Consider the following 1,462-nt stretch of genomic DNA (forward strand, 5'->3'; position numbering starts at 1 on the left):
AGTGGTCCAGACTCTGCAATGTTTTGATTATCATCGTAGGAAACTAATAAAATTTCATTGGAATTAATAAGAATTGGATTTTCCATAATTTTTCCTCCCTAACGCCTCTTGGCGATTGTTTGTGCGTGGTTTGTATAATTACTTATATAACTATAATTATAAAATAGCAAGCAAAAAATTATAAAAAATTATATTTTTATAAAAAATATTATAATATCTTGCTGAATAAGAGGGGAGGATAATTAGCGATAAGTCCGAATCATCTTGCTGTAAGAACTTATTGGCAAAATAGCAAATATTTCTCCAACCCACACAATTTTAACATTCTTAATAGGTAAGGCATTCCAAGAAAGCAGATCTATTTCACCATTCATGCCCCTGCTAATCTGCTTTATATATCTTTTATTATCATGTGTTAAAATAACGGCTTCTTTGCCAAAAAAGGATTCTATTGTTTTAATTTGGCGCCGTCTTACGATAACCATATCTCCATCTTTATAGGCTGGAATCATAGAATCTCCTTTAACTTCAAAAGCAACCATATCATCAGGTAAAGCAAAAGGAATTTCTACTTGTTCAAGACCATCTTCAGGGATTTGTTCAAAACTTGGATCTATCTGTGTTCCTACTCCAATATACCCCATAAGAGGAACAAACGTTGTGAAGTGATTATCCCCTTTTAATTCTTTATATAATTCTAAAATGGCATCTCTATTAGAGCCGCGTGGATCAGAATCTTTTAACCACTTAGACACTGAAGCTTGTGTTACGTTTAGCCGTTTGGCTACATCTTCTTGCGTTAAGTTAAACTCGGTCAAAATCTTTTTTAATGTGTTTATAATATTAGATTTATTACTCATACTTCTGCTTACCTTATTTTTTTATCGTTGATAAAGATAAATTTCATTGACTTTATATAACTATAATTATATGAATATAATAAGACGAAGCTGTAATTGGAGCTTGTAAATGGATCAACGAGAAGATTTTAAGAATTTGACTAAGTCAATACGGGGCAAATTTAATTGGACACAATCAGAAATGGCGAAAATGCTTGGTGTAACTCAAGCAGCTGTTTGCAAGTGGGAAAAAAGAGGATCTATCTCCGTAATAAATTATTTAAAGCTGCAAAAGTTGAAGGATAGTTCTAGCTCTAGTTCTGCTTTTATTGCTGCTCATACAGATAATAATGAACATCAACAGCACCCTTCACACTCTTAAAGAAGAAAGATCAGAGATGATAGATGTCCCACATATCACTATAAGCAAGGTCAAGTTGATTAATCTTGTTAATAAGATTGGACGTGAAGACATATATTATGGTGTTCGCTCGCCTAATCAGACATGTGAAAGTTGCATAGATCCCTCATCAACAGGTTATCTTATCTATATACTGCAAAATATTTTTGCGCGTGATGATAGAAATTATTTTCCGTTATTGCCATACGATGATTTTAATCAA

General features: G+C 32.6%; 2 protein-coding genes and 1 pseudogene. 2 read left to right on the forward strand and 1 reads right to left on the reverse strand.

Annotated features, from left to right (window positions below):
• Positions 1–242: 242 nt before the first annotated feature.
• Positions 243–860, reverse strand: a complete 618-nt coding sequence (locus ACFIM1_RS09225; protein ID WP_375609732.1) for a helix-turn-helix transcriptional regulator — start codon at positions 858–860, stop codon at positions 243–245.
• Between the two features lie 109 nt (positions 861–969).
• On the opposite strand from ACFIM1_RS09225, the gene ACFIM1_RS09230 reads away from it, so the two are divergent.
• Both ACFIM1_RS09230 and ACFIM1_RS09235 read left to right on the forward strand, forming a co-directional pair.
• Complete coding sequence (locus ACFIM1_RS09230; RefSeq protein WP_375609733.1) at positions 970–1,221, forward strand: helix-turn-helix transcriptional regulator; 252 nt, start codon at positions 970–972, stop codon at positions 1,219–1,221.
• 16 nt (positions 1,222–1,237) lie between these two features.
• A pseudogene (locus tag ACFIM1_RS09235) lies at positions 1,238–1,462 on the forward strand (hypothetical protein); the annotation flags it as partial.

It is taken from the genome of Bartonella sp. AC158YNML, from assembly GCF_042196725.1.
In the GTDB taxonomy this organism is placed as follows: domain Bacteria; phylum Pseudomonadota; class Alphaproteobacteria; order Rhizobiales; family Rhizobiaceae; genus Bartonella.